This window comes from Microbacterium sp. (genome assembly GCF_047607465.1).
Lineage (GTDB): Bacteria > Actinomycetota > Actinomycetes > Actinomycetales > Microbacteriaceae > Microbacterium.
Map to the genome: position 1 here is coordinate 56,759 of NZ_JASGCY010000067.1, position 14,644 is coordinate 71,402.

Annotated in this window: 11 protein-coding genes; 5 read left to right on the forward strand and 6 right to left on the reverse strand. The window is 69.2% G+C overall.

Annotated elements, in window-relative coordinates; all coding sequences use genetic code 11:
* Nucleotides 1-53 precede the first annotated feature (53 nt).
* Complete coding sequence (locus QM568_RS09695; RefSeq protein WP_415138246.1) at nt 54-3,599, reverse strand: proline dehydrogenase family protein; 3,546 nt, start codon at nt 3,597-3,599, stop codon at nt 54-56.
* Nucleotides 3,600-3,742: 143 nt separating this feature from the next.
* On the opposite strand from QM568_RS09695, the gene QM568_RS09700 reads away from it, so the two are divergent.
* Nucleotides 3,743-4,651 (forward strand): LysR substrate-binding domain-containing protein, encoded by a 909-nt coding sequence (locus QM568_RS09700; RefSeq protein ID WP_415138248.1) that lies wholly within the window; start codon nt 3,743-3,745, stop codon nt 4,649-4,651.
* Between the two features lie 56 nt (nt 4,652-4,707).
* On the opposite strand, the gene QM568_RS09705 is transcribed toward QM568_RS09700, so the two are convergent.
* Both QM568_RS09705 and QM568_RS09710 read right to left on the reverse strand, forming a co-directional pair.
* Complete coding sequence (locus QM568_RS09705) at nt 4,708-6,414, reverse strand: amidohydrolase (RefSeq protein WP_415138250.1); 1,707 nt, start codon at nt 6,412-6,414, stop codon at nt 4,708-4,710.
* Complete coding sequence (locus QM568_RS09710; RefSeq protein ID WP_415138252.1) at nt 6,411-7,889, reverse strand: APC family permease; 1,479 nt, start codon at nt 7,887-7,889, stop codon at nt 6,411-6,413. Before QM568_RS09710 ends, QM568_RS09705 begins: the two co-directional genes overlap by 4 nt.
* A gap of 70 nt (nt 7,890-7,959) precedes the next feature.
* Here QM568_RS09710 and QM568_RS09715 point away from each other — a divergent pair, with 70 nt between their 5' ends.
* The 3 genes from QM568_RS09715 to QM568_RS09725 all read left to right on the forward strand — a co-directional run bounded on the left by QM568_RS09715 (nt 7,960) and on the right by QM568_RS09725 (nt 9,728).
* On the forward strand, nt 7,960-8,562 hold the full coding sequence (locus QM568_RS09715) for a TetR/AcrR family transcriptional regulator (RefSeq protein WP_415138254.1): 603 nt from the start codon (nt 7,960-7,962) through the stop codon (nt 8,560-8,562).
* Between the two features lie 124 nt (nt 8,563-8,686).
* On the forward strand, nt 8,687-9,274 hold the full coding sequence (locus tag QM568_RS09720) for a nitroreductase family protein (RefSeq protein ID WP_415138256.1): 588 nt from the start codon (nt 8,687-8,689) through the stop codon (nt 9,272-9,274).
* Nucleotides 9,275-9,416: 142 nt separating this feature from the next.
* The gene (locus QM568_RS09725) at nt 9,417-9,728 is read left to right on the forward strand and encodes a hypothetical protein (RefSeq protein ID WP_415138258.1); all 312 of its coding nucleotides are present in this window, start codon (nt 9,417-9,419) and stop codon (nt 9,726-9,728) included.
* A 30-nt stretch (nt 9,729-9,758) separates the two neighbouring features.
* Here the strand turns inward: QM568_RS09725 and QM568_RS09730 are convergent, their stop codons facing one another.
* From QM568_RS09730 to QM568_RS09740, 3 genes are all read right to left on the reverse strand, one after another.
* Nucleotides 9,759-10,673: a hypothetical protein gene (locus QM568_RS09730; protein WP_415138260.1), complete on the reverse strand. Its 915-nt coding sequence runs from the start codon at nt 10,671-10,673 to the stop codon at nt 9,759-9,761.
* A gap of 74 nt (nt 10,674-10,747) precedes the next feature.
* The gene (locus QM568_RS09735; protein ID WP_415138262.1) at nt 10,748-11,158 is read right to left on the reverse strand and encodes a GNAT family N-acetyltransferase; all 411 of its coding nucleotides are present in this window, start codon (nt 11,156-11,158) and stop codon (nt 10,748-10,750) included.
* Between the two features lie 103 nt (nt 11,159-11,261).
* The gene (locus QM568_RS09740; protein ID WP_415138264.1) at nt 11,262-13,421 is read right to left on the reverse strand and encodes an ATP-dependent Clp protease ATP-binding subunit; all 2,160 of its coding nucleotides are present in this window, start codon (nt 13,419-13,421) and stop codon (nt 11,262-11,264) included.
* A 186-nt stretch (nt 13,422-13,607) separates the two neighbouring features.
* On the opposite strand from QM568_RS09740, the gene QM568_RS09745 reads away from it, so the two are divergent.
* Complete coding sequence (locus tag QM568_RS09745; RefSeq protein ID WP_415138266.1) at nt 13,608-14,579, forward strand: NYN domain-containing protein; 972 nt, start codon at nt 13,608-13,610, stop codon at nt 14,577-14,579.
* Nucleotides 14,580-14,644 lie beyond the last annotated feature (65 nt).

The window sequence follows — 14,644 nt, forward strand, 5'->3', positions numbered from 1 at the left end:
GCGTCGCGGGCCAGGTGGGGCGTCGGCGGAGGAGGGGGGAGGCAGGAAGGGGGTCAGATCACGTGGTCGGCGAGAGACGTCGGGTTGCCGAAGCGGTGGTTCGTGATCGAGACCGCCTGCTCGTGCAGGAATGGAAGCAGCTCGACTCGCCCTGCACCCGTCACGGCGTGCGACCAGACGGCCACGTCCGGCGTGCCGCCGAGAGCCTCGAACACAGGCGCAGGGTCGCCGCCGACCAGACGCAACCGGTTCCACGTGTGCGCGGCCTTCGACTGCGCCTTCGCGAAACGCTTGATCCAGGCGGCGTCCTTCTCATGCTTGACCGTGACGCCCGCGGCGCGCAGCGCCTTCTCGACGGCCGAGGGCAGCGCGGCCGCCGACACCGTGAAGGGGCTGCCGCTGCGCAGAGCAGCGGCAAGAACACGGATGCCGGAGGCCACGGATGCGCGCTCGCCGATGCGCACGTCGACAGGTGTCGGGCGGTACCGGAACACGTTGCGCTCGACGCCGAGATCCGACTTGTCGCTGATGACGCCGAACTCGCTCGTCCATGCCTGCTCGTCTGAGGCGGCCGCACGGCGCAGCCACTCGGTGTCGTCGGCGTCGAGCACGCCCTCGGCGGCGGCCAGCAGCTGCGCGACCGGAGCGGAGACAGCGGCCCCTGCGGCGGCGGCCGGCAGCTCGGCGGGAACCCACTCACCGAGCCCGAACAGGTAATTCGGACCACCGGCCTTGGCGCCCGCGCCGACAGCCGAGCGCTTCCAGCCGCCGAACGGCTGGCGCTGCACGATGGCGCCGGTGATGCCGCGGTTCACATACAGGTTTCCTGCGTCGACCCGGTCGATCCAGGTGGCGACCTCGGCGGAGTCCAGCGAGTGGATGCCGGCGGTGAGTCCGTAGTCGACGGCGTTCTGCAGGCGGATGGCCTCATCGAGGTCCTTGGCGCGCATGATGCCGAGCACCGGGCCGAAGAACTCGGTCAGGTGGGTGGTCGATCCTGGGGCCACGCCGGTCTTCACACCAGGCGTCCACTGGCGCCCCTCGGCATCCAATTGGCGAGGCTCCACGAGCCAGCGCTCGCCCCGCTCCAGGGTTGTCAGCGCCTTCAGCAGCTTGCCATTCGCCGGCTCGATGATCGGCCCCATCTGCGTCGCGGGGTCGCTCGGCAGCCCGACGCGCATCGACTGCACGGCATCCACCAGCTGGCGCTCGAAGCGCTGGGAGTCGGCGACCGAGCCGACGAGGATGACGAGGGATGCCGCCGAGCACTTCTGCCCGGCGTGCCCGAAGGCGCTGCGCGCCACGTCGGCGGCGGCGAGGTCGAGGTCGGCCGACGGCGTGACGATGATGGCGTTCTTGCCGCTGGTCTCGGCGAGCAGCGGCAGGTCGGCGCGGAACGAGCGGAACAGCTGCGCGGTCTCATAGGCGCCCGTGAGGATCACCCGGTCGACGACCGGGCTCGAAACGAGCTGCGTGCCGAGGTCGCGTGAGGCGACGTCGACAAGGGCGAGCAGGTCGCGGGGAACTCCCGCCGCCCACAGCGCCTCGACCATCACGGCGCCGCAGCGCTGGGTGAGCCTGGCGGGCTTGATGACCGCGGCAGAGCCCGAGGCGAGGGCGGCGAGCACGCCGCCGGCGGGGATCGCGACCGGGAAGTTCCACGGCGGGGTCACCACGGTGATCTTCGACGGCACGAACTCGGCACCGGCGATGGCCTCGAGATCGAGGGCGCGCTCGGCGTAGTAGTGCGCGAAGTCGATCGCCTCCGACACCTCGGGGTCGGCCTCGGCGATCGTCTTGCCCGCCTCGTGCGCCATGATCTCGATGAGCTGGCCGCGGCGGGCGGCGAGCTCTTCGCCCGCCCGGTGCAGAACGGCGGCGCGCTCGGACGCCGGCAGAGCCGCCCACTTCTCGGCGGCGACGGATGCGGCGGCGAACACGTCGTCGAGCTGCGCGGCTGTCTCGACGCGGGCCGCGGCGATCGCGCCTTCGCCGAGGGTCGTCGTCACGCTGCGCTGCAGGATCTCACGACCCCAGGCGCGGTTGGCGGCGAGTGCCGGATCGGTGTCGGGCTCGTTGCGGAAGCCGGCGCCCTTCGGTCCGCGAGCGCCCTTCGTCTCGTCGCTCCGCTCCTCGCTCAGGGACCGGGAATCACGACCCGCTCCCTGAGCGAACGAAGCGAGACGAAGGGCGCCCTCGGTCTCCGCTGCGCGATTCTGCACACGGTTCGGCGTCGGAACCGAGCGGTCGAGATCGAGGGCGGCGAGGGAGCGCTCGAAACGCTCGCGCTCGCGGGTGAGCAGCGCCGGGTTCGAGGCCAGCTCGAACACCGCCGACATGAAGTTCTCGGGGCTCGCGTTCTCCTCGAGGCGGCGCACAAGGTACGCGATCGCGACGTCGAACTCGGCGGGGTTCACCACCGGTGTGTACAGCAGCAGGCGGCCGACGTCCTTGCGCACGGCCTCGGCCTGACCGGTCGCCATGCCCAGCAGCATCTCGTACTCGACGGCATCCGTCACACCGCGGTTCTTCGCCAGCAGCCAGGTGTACGCGATGTCGAAGAGGTTGTGCCCGGCGACGCCGATGCGCACGGCATCCAGTCGCTCTGGAGTCATCGCCCAGTCGAGGACCCGCTTGTAGTTCGTGTCGGCGTCCTGCTTGGTGGAGTAGGTGGCCAGCGGCCAGCCGTGCACCTTCGAGTCCACATTCTCCATGGCGAGGTTGGCGCCCTTGACGACGCGGACCTTGATGGGAGCGCCGCCCTTCGCGCGCCGGGCGGCCGCCCACTCCTGCAGGCGCTGCATGGCGCCGAGGGCGTCGGGCAGGTAGGCCTGCAGCACGATGCCGGCCTCGAGGTTCTCGAGTCCCGGCTGGTCGAGGATGCTGGTGAAGGCCGCGATCGTGAGGTCGAGGTCGCGGTACTCCTCCATGTCGAGGTTGATGAACTTTGCCTTGCCGCGTGATTCGGCGCCGGCTGCGAGCCGGTACAGCGGGGTCAGCTTCTCCACGACATCCGCCACCGCCTCGTCGAACGACCACATCGACAGCTGGCTGACGACGCTGGAGACCTTGATCGAGACGTAGTCGACGTCGTCGCGGGCGAGGAAGTCGTAGGTGCCCTTGAGTCGCCGGCCGGCCTCGCGCTCGCCGAGCACGGCCTCGCCGAGGAGGTTGAGGTTCAGGCGGTTGCCGCTCTTGCGGAGCCTCGCGATCGCGGGTCCGAGCTTGGAGGGCGTGGCGTCGAGCACGAGGTGGCCGACCATGGCGCGCAGCACGCGACGCGAGATCGGCACGACGATCCCCGGGAGCTTCGGCGCCCAGAAGCCGCCGGCCTTGATCGCGGCACGCAGGTAGCCGGGCAGGCGGGTCGGGGTGATCTCGGAGAGCTCGGCGAGCCTGCGGCCGGCGACGGAGAGGTCTTCTGGTCGCATCACGCCGTCGACGAAGCCGACGGTGAAGGCGAGCCCGTTCGGGTCCCCCAGCACCTCGGCGAGGCGCTGGGCTGCGGGCTCGACCGGGTGGGTCTCGCTCTCGGCCAGCCAGCGCTGCACGAGGGCGGCGACTTCTTCGGTACGAGGTGCGGTGTCGACGACAGACATGAGCGGAAACCTTCCACGGGCGCAGCGCGCACCCGAGTCGTGCGCGTCATGCCCATTGTCAAGCGAGCCGGTAGGCTACGTCTATCAATCGATTCTTACGATTTCCGTTCAGAAAAAATGAACTATTGCGAGAGGGCAATCGGATGCTTGATGTCAACCGCCTGCGCCTGCTCGTCGAGCTGTCGCGACGAGGAACCCTGTCGGCCGTGGCCGATGCGCTCTCCTACAGCAAAGCCTCGGTGTCGCAGCAGCTCAGCACTCTTGAGCGAGAGGTGGGCGTGCCTCTGCTTCGGCGCGTCGGTCGCGGCGTGCAGTTCACCGCACAGGGCAATGTTCTCGTCGCCCAAGCCATCGGCATCCTCGATCGACTCGAGCAGGCCGAGGTCGCCGTCGCCGAATCGCTGACGGAGGTCACCGGCACTGTGCGCATCGCGGTGTTCCAGACTGCCGCTCACTCGCTCCTGCCTCCCGCACTGCTCGCCCTTCAGGAGCAGCATCCGTCTCTGCGGGTCGACGTTGCCGAATGCGACCCAGAGACGAGCCTCGACGGCGTCGCGAGCCGAGATTTCGACCTCATGCTCGCGGAACAATATCCCGAGCGCACGAGACCCATCAACACCGACCTCGACCGGGTGGTGCTCACTCACGATGCGATCGCTCTGGCGCGCCGACCAGGGAGTCCACCCGCCCAGAACCCCGCAGCTGCGCTGTGGTCGACGCGCGAAGAGCCGTGGGTGCTGGAGCCCGCGGGCACGGCCTCGCGTGCCTGGGCCGAGCAGCTGTGCCGAACCGCAGGCTTCGAACCAGAGGTGCATTTCGAGGTCGCCGACCTCACCACGCACATCCGGCTGATCAGGGCCGGACTCGCCGTGGGACTGCTGCCGGAGCTCGTCTGGGCAGGAGATGCGCCGACCGTCGACATCACCGGGCTTCCTGGCTCTCCGCGCCGCGAGATTTTCTCCTCCGCCCGGCGCGTATCCGCGGCAGCCCCCTCGATCAGGGCCGTTCGCCAGGCGCTGGCGGATGCCGCAGCGGTGATCCTGCCGGACTGAGGGGACGCTCACTGCGGCTCAGTGCGTGCACTGAGCGCCTGAAAAACCCCTGCGGCTCAGTGCGTGTGCACCTGCTCCTCACCCAGCCCGGCCGCGACGGGGTCTTCGGCACGGGTGGCCGTCGGCTCGGCCAGTGCCCCGGCGGAGTGCGCGACACGTCCCCCGACCAGCGTCAACTCCGCATGCTGATCGAGTAGGCCGGCGGGGTCGTTTTCGTGTCGGTACAGGTCGTCCGACCACACCACGAGATCCGCCAGCATCCCTTCTCGCACCCTGCCGCGGTCGCCCTCAGCATGCCAGGCCCGTGCGCCGTGCACCGTGTATGCCTCCAGCGACCGGTCGAGGCCGACCGTCTCGCCCGTGGTCCAGGCATCAGACCCGTCCAGGCCAGCCCTGGTAGCCGCCGAGTACAGGCCCACCAGCGGGTCCATCTCGCCGACTTGCCAGTCGCTCGAGAAAGCCACGGTCGCGCCGCTGTCGAGCAGGCTGCGGAACCTCCAGGCGCGCGACCAGCGGTCCTCGCCGACGTTCTCCATCCAGGTCCCGGCGACGAGGTCGGGCGAGCAGTGCCGCGGCTGCATCGCCGCCGTGACGCCCAAGCGACCAAAGCGCGGGAGATCGTCAGGGTGCAGGCACTCGACGTGCACGATGCCGTGCCTCCGGTCGGTCGTGCCGTTGCGCAGCCCTGCCTGCTCGATCGCGTCGAGGGCGAGACGGATGCCGGCATCCCCCGTCGCGTGGGTGTGCGTCTGGAAGCCCATGCGGTCAAGCTCGCAGATCACCTCGACCAGCTCGCGGCCGGGGTAGCTCGGCCGCCCGCGCACACCGGGACGGTTCGCGTAATCCTCGAGCATGAGCGCGGTGTGCGGCTCGATCACGTCATCGGCGTAGAGCTTGAGCGGGCCGAGCCGCAGCAGCCCCTCAGGGTCGGCGTCAGCCTCGGCATCCTGCACCGCCTCCTTCAGCCGCTGCCGGAACGCGCCGTCCGCACCGACCGGGTGGAACAGCGCCGTGATCACGCGCGACGTCAGCTCGCCCTCGGCGAGCGCACGCTGGAACAGGCCGATCTCAGCGAGCGGAACCTGGGGCTCGACGGCCGTCGTTATCCCGCTCGCGGCCGCCATCCGAACGCTCGACAGCAGTTTGCGATAGCGGCGCTCGGGCGAGTACATCGGGATGTCGCGTTGCAGCTCGGCGAGGCCGGCGATCGTCATAGCGCTCGTGTAGAAGTCGGTGACCCAGCCGGTTGGCTCGCCAGCGGCATCCCGCTCCGGCCGCCCCCACGCGATATCGACGCCTCCGGAGATGCCCAGCACGCTCAGCGCCTGGCGGTTCAGCCACACCGAGTGCTGGTCGTAGGTCGTGACGAACACCGGGCGATCGGTGAGACCCTCAAGATCGGCGGCGTTCGGCCGGCGTCCCTCGACGATCGAGTACACCGCGTTCTCTGCGCAAATCCAGGTGAGGTCGGGCCGGCGTGCGGCGAAGTCAGCGATGCGGCGGCGCACCTCCGTCAGGGTATGCGCCCCCTCGAGCGACACCGCGTCCTCGTCGAAGCCGAGCAGCAGATGGTTGTGGCTGTCGATGATGCCGGGGGTCAGCAAGCGGCCGTCGGCGTGGACGGTGCGCCGGGCCGTCGGAGCCTCGGATGCCGGGCCGACGTAGGCGATGCGGTCCCCGTCGATGCCGACGGCCTCCGCCCAGGGCTGGAGCGGGTCGAAAGTGCGCACCCGAGCCCCGGTGATCAGAGTGTCGACGCTCATGCGATGCGCTCTTCGTCGTCGGCGTCGAGCAGGTGGATCGCACCGGGATTGGCCCGAAGGTACAGGGCATAGTAGAGGAAGCCGGCGACGATGATGCCCGCGGAGATGCCGAGGCTCAGCCACTGGGCGGGATCCAGGATCCCGATCACGAAGATCGTCGCGATGGCGATCATCGCTACGACGGGCGGCAGCGGCCACAGCGGCATGCGGTAGCTGCCGCTGACGAGGTCAGGCTGACGGCGAACGACGATGGCGGCGAGCGCGATGAAACCGTAGGAGAAGGCCAGGGTGGAGCCCGTCGCGTTCAACAGCACGTCGAAGGGGATGAAGCATCCGATGAGGGCGATCACGCCCATCGCGATGGTCGCGGCGACCGGCATCTTGGTTCGCGGCGAGATGCGCGAGAGCCGATCGGCGACGGACGGGGGCATGGCGCCGTCGCGGGCTGCGGCGAACAGCAGACGGCCGGCCTGCAGCGCGATCGCGATGATGGCGTTGACGATCGCGAGCGCGATGGCGACGAGGATCAGGGTCGACACCGTGTCGCCAGCTCGGGCGGAGAGGAACGATTCCACCGGCAAGTCGGCCCCGAACAGCTCTTCCAGCGTGTCAGCGCCGAGCATGATCGCGGTGAGCGGGATGATCTCGGCGAGCACGGTGACGAGCGCGCTCCACAACAGTGCGCGAGCGATGGTGCGGCGGGCGTCCTTGGTCTCCTCGGCGAAGTAGATCGCGCCGCCGTAGCCGTTGTAGGAGAAGATGCCCTGCGTCACCGCGAGCACGAGTCCGGCGATGCCGAGCGGGGCGAGCGCGCCGGCGTCGTTCAGCGCCTGCGGGTTCAGCAGGTCGGTGAGCGGGCGCTCGATCTGGACGACGCCGAGGAAGGTCAGGTAGACGAGTGCGGCCATCTCGATGAACAGGAAGGCTCCGGTCACCCAGGCGTTGGTGCGGATGTTGAAGCACGCGGTCACGGTCGCGAGCACGATCACGATCACGGCCGTCCACAGCGGGTCCAGACCCGCAATCGCAACGCCGAGGTAGTCGGCGACACCGAGGGCGAAGATCGCGACAATGAGCGGCAGCGAGATGAGGCTGATGAAGAAGACGGCGGATCCGGCTGCCGGCCCGAGCACCCGGCTGACGAGGGTGTAGTCACCGCCGGCGAGCGGATGCCGCGACCCGAGCTCGGCGTAGCAGAGGGCCACGAGCAGGCTGATCACGCCGGCGATGATGAATCCCCAGAAGACGCCGGTGCCATAGCCGGCGAAGGCGGCACCGCCGAGGATGAAGACGCTGGATGCCGGCGAGATGCCTGACAGCGTGATGAGCACGTTGCCGCCGACGCCGAGCGACCGGGAGAGCTGACCGCCGTGGGTCGTCGTGGCTGCGGTGTTGAGCGCGGGGGCGTGCGCTGAGGTGTTCGGGTGGGACATCGTCGGGCTCTCTTCGTCGTTGAGCGAGTCGTGCTGGGTCATGCCTGGGTTATTTGACATCCACGTCAAATAACTCCCTGAGTGTGACACGATGCTCCGGTAGTGTCAAGGGATGGCACGACCGAAGCGGCAGGAAGAGCGACGCGCGGCCCTCATAGAGGCCACGTACGCCGCGGGCAAGGAGCGCGGCCTGCGCTCCCTCTCGCTCACAGACGTCGCCGCGGCCGCCGGACTCACCCGCGGCGCGATCCTGTACTACTACGAAGATCTCGACGCCCTGCTCGTGGAGGCCCACGCCGCTGGCATCCAGCGGTTCTGCGAGGAGCGCGACGCAGTGCTCGCCGGCATCGACGACCCCCGCGACCGCCTCGGCGCTGCGATCGACGCGGGCCTTCCCGATGGGCCGGACGACGCGCTCTTGAGCCTGCTCTACGAGTTCGACGTGCTGGCCGGAAACTCGGCGCTGCACGATGAGCTCGTGCAGAAGCTGTATCTGCGCCAACTCGACACCTACCGCGGCGTGATCGTCGCCGGCCGCGAAGCAGGGGTATTCACACCCGGCCTCGATGACGAGCAGTTAGCGATGACCTTCGTCGCCCTCGAGGATGCGTACGGACTGCACATCGTCGGCGGCAACGCCCTCATGACGGTGCCGAAGGCCGCCGCCGCCATGCGCGCGGTGGCCGAGCAGCTGGGGTGCCCAACGAGTTCCTGAGCTGCGGCATCCGCTCTTCCGATGTCGTTCCGGGACATTGGGAATATATATGCGCATGCATGTGTTTATGCTCGATGCATCCCGGACGACGGAGTCCGATCCGCTCCCTCAGAAAGGCACTTCCATGAGCACGCCCGTCGCCTCCCGCACCGCCCCCACCGAGCACCCCGTCCTCGACCTCCTCGCCGAGCGATGGAGCCCCCGCGCCTACGACGCCGAGAACACGATCGACGACAGCAGGCTCAACGCCGCCCTCGAGGCCGCGCGCTGGTCGCCCTCCGCCAACAACTCGCAGCCGTGGCGATTCATCGTCGCCCGGCGCGGCACCGCCCTGCACGCTCAGGTCGTCGATGCGCTCGTCGAGTTCAACCAGCTCTGGGCAGTCAATGCCGCCGTCCTGGTCGTCGCGATCGCTGAGACCGAGTCAGAAGACGGCAGCCCGATCACCCATGCCCTCTATGACCTCGGCCAGGCCGTCGCGCACTTCTCGGTGCAGGCGCACCACGACGGACTCTTCGTGCACCAGATGAGCGGCTTCAATCCAGACATCGTGCGCGAGTTCGCCGATCTGCCGGCGCGCTTCACCGCCACGACCGTGATCGCCGTTGGCGAGCTCGGCGACGCCTCTGTACTGCCCGAGAGGTTGCAGGAGCGCGAGATCGCCCCGCGCGTGCGTCGACCGCTTTCCGAGAGCGTGATTCTCAGCGCCTGAGCATCCGAACGATCCACGTCGCCGAGACCCCGTCCTACCGCCGAGACCCCCGCTTGTTCGCGTGAATAAGAGGGGGTCTCGCAGCAAAGAGGGGGGCTCGGCGGCCTGCGGAGGCGGGCGAGGAGCAGGTAGCGTGGGCCGGATGACCGAGCATCTGAGCGTCGACCGGATCGTGCTGCGCGCGACGAACACGCACCTGTACCGCGGAGCACGGCTGGCCGGCTCGGTCGATCGAGACGAACTGGCCGCCCGTCCTCGCGCGCTGCGGATCGTCTTCAGCGACGCGACGGAAGTCGACGCCGAGCTGCTGCACAACGACTCCGGCGATCTCGCCATCGATGTCCCGGCCCACCGCACAGCGGCCGGCACCGAGATCGGCGCCCAGTGCTGGCGCATCGACGCCGCCGCAGCTCCCGACGGCTGCGAGGTGCGGGCCACCCGCAAACTGGGCTGAGCGCCGCGGGCACCGGCATCCGCTCTCTTCCTACCGGCCCGGCTTCGGACTCCTGCCGATCGGCGGGAGCGTCGGCTGCGCGGCGGGCTGGTCGAGTATCTGCAGAGACGGATGCCGGCGCAGCGCGTCGACGCCGTGGGTCTGCAGCACGGCGAACACGCAGGCGAGGGCGGCGTCGTCTCCGGCGAGCAGGAGGGGAGCGGCGCTGTGGAACTGGCAGACGAGCGTCGACGCCGCCGCCTCGGGGAAGACCGCCGTCATCGCAGAGTAGTCGAAGGACAGCCACTGCCCACCCGCGTGCACGGCGAAGCGCCGGTTCGAGATGTAGACGCTCGAAGTCTGCCACTCGCGCCACTGGGGCGCAGACTGGGCCGCCGCCCGCGAGCGCGCCGAGGCGTTGGAGATCGCGGTGACGGCGAGCGCTCCGACGACGAACGCCGGGTTGCCGAGCGCCACGGCCGATGTCTGCGCGTAGGAGACGTCGCGCCCGTAGTAGCGCGCGTAGGTCAGCGGTACCTGCGCGAAGAAGACCTCGCCGGCATACGGGACGACGTCCCACTGCTGCACGCTCGGAGGGATCTCGTGGGCGAGCAGCGCGGTGCGCGCGGTGCGCGCACGCTCCCAGGCGTCGGCGGCGTAGCGTCCGCGGTCGAGCATCGACTGCTCGTACGCGGTGAAGCGTCCCTTCGCGCGCTGCGCGCGCCGGTAGGTGCGCCTCATCTGCACGATCGCCCGGATGAGCAGGACCAGCGGCACCACGAGCGCCGCGACGAGCGCGGCAAGCCCGGCCAGGTTGAGCCCGAGCCGACCCCCGTCGTCGCCTGCGGCGGTGGCATCCGCGACGAGACCGCTGAGCCACTGCACGACGAGCATGATCAGCACGTAGGAGATCGGCACTGCGAGGAGCAGGAGGATCCAGTGCAGATGTCGGCGCATGCTGTTCATGGTGCCAGACGCCACCGACGTTGACGCCCGCGGGGCGACCGGGGAAGGGCCGGATGCAGGACGGAACCCGCCCCTCAGAAGGCCCTGGCCCGCACCATCGCCGTACGATCCGGCTCTGCGAACCCGAACCCCGAGTACAGGCCGTGCGCGTCCGAGGTGAACAGCGTCCAGCGGAACCGCGCGCCTGGACCCTCGTCGATCATCGCGCGGACGAGCATCTTGCCGAGCCCCCGACCGCGGTGCGCGGGGTCGACGATCACATCGGCGAGGTAGGCGTCGCCGACCCCGTCGGACACCGCCCTCGCGAACCCGCACTGCGCACCGGTCGCCTCGTCGTACACCCCGACGACACGCCACGCCCCGTCGATCTGCTTCTCGACGTCGGCGCGCGTGCGCCAGCGGCCCCAGTACGCCTGCGTGGAGAGCACGTCCCACACCCAGTCGCGATCGAGCCGCTCGAGAGAATCATCCGCCACGTACGTCACCCGCCCACACTACCGAGGCGCGCGGGCGCAGCGAGCCGTCGCAAACGCATGGTGCGAACTCCTCGCACCCGCCGTTTGCGACGGCTCGACGCCACGCGCGGGCTCAGTCGACCGCAGCAGGGCCGGCGCTGGTGAGCACGAGCCCGCTCCCGTCGGCGGCGACGTCGACGCGCACCAGGTCGCCGTCGTGCACGCCGCCGGAGAGCAGTGCCGTCGCGAGACGGTTCTGTACCTCGTTCTGGATGAGGCGCCGCAGCGGACGCGCGCCGAACACCGGGTCGTAACCGCGCTCGGCCAGCCACGACCGCGCATCCGGCGTCACCGCGAGCGTGAGCCGGCGATCGTGCAGACGACGCTGCAGCTGGTCGACGGACAGCTCGACGATCTGCGCGAGGTCGTCCTCGCTGAGGGCCGCGAACATCACAATGTCGTCGAGCCGGTTGAGGAACTCGGGGCGGAACGCCTGCCGCACGAGCGCCATCACCTGATCGCGCTTGTCATCGGCCGACAGCACCGGATCGATGAGGATCGGCGAGCCGATGTTGCTCGTCAGGATGAGGATCGCATTCGAGAAGTCGACGGTGCGCCCCTGACCGTCGGTGAGCCGGCCGTCGTCGAGCACCTGCAGCAGCACGTCGAACACCTCGGGGTGCGCCTTCTCGACCTCGTCGAGCAGCACCACCGAGTAGGGGCGCCGCCGCACGGCCTCGGTGAGCTGCCCGCCCTGCTCGTACCCGATGTAACCGGGTGGAGCGCCGACGAGGCGCGACACCGAGTGCTTCTCGCCGTACTCCGACATGTCGATGCGCACCATGGCGTGCTCATCGTCGAAGAGGAACTCCGCGAGCGCCTTGGCCAGCTCGGTCTTGCCGACGCCGGTCGGGCCGAGGAACAGGAACGAGCCGGTCGGGCGCCCTGGATCGCTGATGCCCGCACGGGAGCGGCGCACCGCATCCGACACCGCCTTCACGGCTTCCTTCTGCCCGATGAGGCGCTTGCCGAGCTCGCTCTCCAGATGCAGCAGCTTCTCGCTCTCCCCCTGCAGAAGGCGCCCGACGGGGATGCCGGTCCAGGCGGCGATCACGGCGGCGATGTCCTCGTCGGTGACCTGCTCATTGACCATGCGGCCCTCGTCCGACACCGACGACTCGGCCTGCTCGGCCTCGGCGATGTCGCGTTCGAGCCGCTTGATCGTCTCGTACTCGAGCTTCGACGCCTTCGTGTAGTCGGCATTGCGCATCGCGAGGTCGCGCTGCGTGATGGCCTCGTCGAGCTGCTTCTTCAGCTCTCCCACGCGGTTCAGGCCCGACTTCTCGCGCGCCCAGCGCGCCTCGAGCTCGGCGAGCTCGCGCTCCAGGCCGACGAGCTGCTCGCGCAGCGCCGCAAGCCGCTCCTTCGAGGCGGTGTCCTTCTCGCGCTTGAGGGCGAGCTCCTCAAGCTTCATGCGGTCGACCTGACGGCGCAGTTGGTCGATCTCGACCGGCGAGGAGTCGATCTCCATCTTCAGCCGCGACATCGACTCGTCGACGAGGTCGATGGCCTTGTCCGGCAGCTGCCGCGCCGGCAGGTACCGGTTCGACAGCGCGGCGGCTGCGACCAGCGCACCGTCTGAGATCGTCACCCCGTGGTGCGCTTCGTACCGCCCCTTGAGTCCGCGCAGAATCGCGATCGTGTCTTCGACCGAAGGTTCGCCGACGTAGACCTGCTGAAAGCGGCGTTCGAGAGCGGCATCCTTCTCGATGAACTCGCGATACTCGTTGAGTGTGGTTGCACCGATCAGCCGCAGCTCGCCGCGGGCGAGCATGGGCTTGAGCATGTTGGATGCTGCGACAGAGCCCTCTCCGCCGCCAGCGCCCATGAGCACGTGCAACTCGTCGATGAAGGTGATGATGCGCCCGTCCGACTCGGTGATCTCCTTGAGCACGCTCTTCAGCCGCTCCTCGAACTGACCGCGGTACATGGCACCGGCCACAAGGGCGGAAATGTCGAGGGAGACCAGCTCCTTGTCCTTGAGCGACTCGGCCACGTCACCCGCGACGATGCGCTGCGCGAGACCCTCGACGACGGCGGTCTTGCCGACGCCTGGTTCGCCGATGAGCACCGGGTTGTTCTTCGTGCGGCGGGTGAGCACCTGGCTGACGCGACGGATCTCGCTGTCGCGTCCGATCACGGGGTCGAGCTTGCCCTGGCGGGCGCGATCGGTGAGGTTGATGCCGAACTGCTCGAGTGCGGACTGCTGCTCTTCGGTCTGCGGGGTGGCCATTCGTCCTCCTGAGGAGACTCCTTCTGGTGGATCCCTTCCGGGATCAAAGTTGAGTGATATTGACTCAACTTTACCATTCCCCGATGTCCGGTGCCACCGCCCGCTGACCTGCACCCCCCACTGGCCTGCCACCGCCCGCTAACCTGAGAGAGCAACAGAGTCCGGGGGAGGATCGCAATGAGATCGATGTGCGCGGTATTCGTGGATGCCGGCTACCTTCTGGCCTCCGCCGCCACGCGCACGACCGGCTCCTCGCTGCGGAGCGGCATCGTGGTCGACTACCGCAAGCTCATCCGCTCGATCATCGCCGAGTCCGAACGGATCGCCCAGCTCGCCGTGCTCCGGGTCAACTGGTACGACGCCGCGGAGAACGGCGTGCCGGACCAGTCCCAGGAGGACATCGGCACCGTGCCGAAGGTCAGGCTCCGCCTTGGGCGCTTCGGAGTCGACGGGCAGCAGAAGGGCGTCGACCTGCGCATAGGACTCGACATGGTCACCCTCGCCCGGAACAACGCTGTCGATACGATCGTGCTGGTATCGGGCGACGACGATCTGACCGAGGCGGTCGAGCAGGCGCAGGACCTCGGAGTCACCGTCATCGTGCTGGCCGTCCCGAACGCCGCCGGCACTCCGAACGCCGTGAGCAGGCATCTGCTCCGCGCCGCCGACGACCTGGAGATCCTGCCGCCGCCGGCGCTCGACGCCAGCGTCCGCCGACCGACGCAGTCGGCCGCATCGGCATCGGGCGCATCGGCATCCGCCGCATCGGCGCCCAAGCCCGCGCCGGTGGCGCCGATCCCCGTTCCAGGGCCCCGCCCTGCCCCCGCCCCCGCCCCGACGCGCATCCCCGTCTCGACGCCGGCGTACAGCTCGGGCACCGGAGGCACGCCCTACATCGCTCCGGAGTACGCGGTCGCCTCAGAAGAGCTCACCGCCAAGGTCGACGCCGTCGTCGCCGACGCGTGGGGGTCTTTCGTCGCGGCATCCACCCCGGCGCAGATCGCCGCGGTGCGGGCGGCCCGACCGTCGATCCCTCGCGAGCTGGATCGTGCTCTGCTGGCAGATCTCTCCGACAAGCTCGGCGTGTACACCCTCACCGATCCCGAGCGCTACGCGTTGCGGGACCGGTTCTGGGTCTGGCTCGACTCGACGACCTGACGCCGCGCTCCCGAGTTCTCCCCGGCGCGAGGGTGAGGCGTTCGCCGGGTGATGTTCCCGGCGAA

Coding starts and splice junctions, on each gene's coding strand:
- QM568_RS09695 (WP_415138246.1), bottom strand. CDS start 3,599: ATGTCTGTCGTCGACACCGCACCTCGTACCGAAGAAGTCGCCGCCCTC.
- QM568_RS09700 (WP_415138248.1), top strand. CDS start 3,743: ATGCTTGATGTCAACCGCCTGCGCCTGCTCGTCGAGCTGTCGCGACGA.
- QM568_RS09705 (WP_415138250.1), bottom strand. CDS start 6,414: ATGAGCGTCGACACTCTGATCACCGGGGCTCGGGTGCGCACTTTCGAC.
- QM568_RS09710 (WP_415138252.1), bottom strand. CDS start 7,889: ATGACCCAGCACGACTCGCTCAACGACGAAGAGAGCCCGACGATGTCC.
- QM568_RS09715 (WP_415138254.1), top strand. CDS start 7,960: ATGGCACGACCGAAGCGGCAGGAAGAGCGACGCGCGGCCCTCATAGAG.
- QM568_RS09720 (WP_415138256.1), top strand. CDS start 8,687: ATGAGCACGCCCGTCGCCTCCCGCACCGCCCCCACCGAGCACCCCGTC.
- QM568_RS09725 (WP_415138258.1), top strand. CDS start 9,417: ATGACCGAGCATCTGAGCGTCGACCGGATCGTGCTGCGCGCGACGAAC.
- QM568_RS09730 (WP_415138260.1), bottom strand. CDS start 10,673: ATGAACAGCATGCGCCGACATCTGCACTGGATCCTCCTGCTCCTCGCA.
- QM568_RS09740 (WP_415138264.1), bottom strand. CDS start 13,421: ATGGCCACCCCGCAGACCGAAGAGCAGCAGTCCGCACTCGAGCAGTTC.
- QM568_RS09745 (WP_415138266.1), top strand. CDS start 13,608: ATGTGCGCGGTATTCGTGGATGCCGGCTACCTTCTGGCCTCCGCCGCC.